Source organism: Mesorhizobium sp. M4A.F.Ca.ET.020.02.1.1 (genome assembly GCF_004022645.1).
Classification (GTDB): domain Bacteria; phylum Pseudomonadota; class Alphaproteobacteria; order Rhizobiales; family Rhizobiaceae; genus Mesorhizobium.
Map to the genome: position 1 here is coordinate 1 of NZ_RZOI01000912.1, position 2,064 is coordinate 2,064.

A 2,064-nucleotide genomic window follows, 5' to 3' on the forward strand; every position below is an offset into this window, starting at 1 on the left:
GGGGTAATGCGGGCCGGCGGCTTCTCGCTCTTGACCACGGAGGCTTCCGCCAGGGCGATGCCGTCGGCGGTCTGGCGCAGCGGGACGATGCCGCGCGCCAGCGCGAGCACATATTTGCTGTATTCGGTCAAAAGCACGCGCAACGCTTCCGGCTTGGTCAGCCAGCCGCCATTGCCGAGATTGGTGTTGACCACCGGATAGGGCTCCAGCTTGGCGCCGTGCAGTAGCCGCCCCATCTCCAGCAGGCTGCGCGGCATATGGTAATTGTTGGTGACAAGGATGACGCTGCCATAGGCGTGGCTCTCCACCCATTTGGCGCTCTCCTCGGCATTGCCGATCGTGTCGAGCGCGGCGCGGTCGATGTCGACGCAGCAGGAAAACAGCGCCTTGTCGCCGCCGGTCGCGGCCTGCAATTGACGGCGGCTGGCGGAAGGATGAACGCCGCTGATCAGCAGGCGCTCGCCCTTGCCGGAGGCGAGAAGGTCCATCGCCGCGTCGAGGCGCGACTGGCCACCGGTGAGCACGATAATGGCATCGGCCCTGGCGGGGTTAGCGGGCGTCGTCATGTGGCTGACGGTGCTGGCGAACCAGCCGAAGCCGCCGGCAAACAGAGCCGCTAGCGCCAGGACCGAGAAAGCACAGATCCGAAGGACCATGACAAGACGGGCCAGATTGCCGGGCCCATGCCCCCGGGTACCAGCAACTGGCATCCGTCCAGCCGTCCCGGTCGTGTCCCGCGCGTCCATCATCCTATGGTTAATCCTGAAATGCGGCCTTTGATAGATGAAAAGGCGCACATTGCGTTACGGCAGTTTCTCTTGCGTGATCAGACCCTTGCTGAACATGACCGGTTCAGCATTCGCTCGCTCCCGGTTCCGGATCATGCTCAGCTCCCATCCGGCTGGCGCATGTCGATGTCGCTGAGATAGGCGACCACGGTGGCATGGGATGTCGCCGCCGTCAGCACACCGATCACCAGCACCATCAAGCCGACGCCGAGATAGCCAGCCGAGCCGATGGCGAAATTGCCGAACAGGGCTGTCGCCTGGTCCGCCTGGGGCGTGGCCATGTTGCGCGACGACCACCAGGAAAAGACGATGAAGACCAGGATCGCGGCAGCGCCTCCTGCGGCGGCGCCCTTCATGCCGGTGACCAGGAAATGCCAGCGAAATTCGCGCGCGATGAAGCGCGCCTCGGCACCGACGAAATGCAGCACCTCGATGATATGGCCGTTGCCAGCCATAGCGCCGCGCGTCGCGAACACCACTGTCAGCACCGTCGCCGACAGCATCAGCACCAGTACGGCGATGCCGATGGTCACCGTGGTGCGGGCCATGGCCACGAGCCGGTCGACCCAGGTGCGGTGGTCGTCGAGTGCCGCGCTCGGCAGCTTGGGCGCGATCGCGGCGCGCATCGCCGCAAAGTCGGGCGGGCTGTTCTCGTCAATGGTGACGATCACCAGGCGCGGCACCGGCAATTCGTCGATGTTGAGGCCTGTGCCCAGCCACGGCTCCAGCAAGCGGGCGGTAGCGTCCCGGTCGATGATTTTGGTGCCCTTGACGCCGGGAAATTCGCTGGCGATCTGTGAGGCCTGAGCCAGCGCGGCCTCCATGTCGAGGCCGTCGACCGGCTTGATCTGGATCGTCGCCTCGCGCGAGATCTGGTTTTCCCACACCGAGGCGGTGTCGCGCACCAGGGTCACGGCGCCGAAGGTCAGGCAGGACAGGAAGGTCATGATGGCGATGACCAGCACCAGCGCCCGTCCGGCGATGTTCTGAGCCGGCACGATCGGCGCCATCCTGCGCTGGGCGCGCTGCATCACGCCAGTCATCTCGGCCGGCTGGTCATGGAGATGTTCGGCGGAAAGCTCAGTCATAGATATCCAGCCTTCCGCCGGCGAGGATCATGCGTCGCGCGTCGACCTGCTCCATCAGGCCGAGGTCGTGAGTCGCGATGACCACGGCGGTGCCGAGACGGTTGAGCTCGATAAACAGCCGAAGCAGCCGGCGCGCCAGCGGCGGGTCGACATTGCCGGTCGGTTCGTCGGCGAGCAGGATCTCGGGC

General features: G+C 65.4%; 2 protein-coding genes and 1 pseudogene. All 3 read right to left on the reverse strand.

The annotated features are described in order from the left end of the window. The coding region (locus EN742_RS32950) for a YdcF family protein (RefSeq protein WP_127405828.1) at positions 1-749 on the reverse strand (749 nt) is incomplete at its 3' end. 137 nt (positions 750-886) lie between these two features. Then, positions 887-1,876 (reverse strand): ABC transporter permease, encoded by a 990-nt coding sequence (locus EN742_RS32955; protein WP_126058088.1) that lies wholly within the window; start codon positions 1,874-1,876, stop codon positions 887-889. Continuing rightward, positions 1,869-2,064 (reverse strand): annotated as a pseudogene (locus tag EN742_RS32960) (cell division ATP-binding protein FtsE); the annotation flags it as partial. The gene EN742_RS32955 and the pseudogene EN742_RS32960, both read right to left, overlap by 8 nt.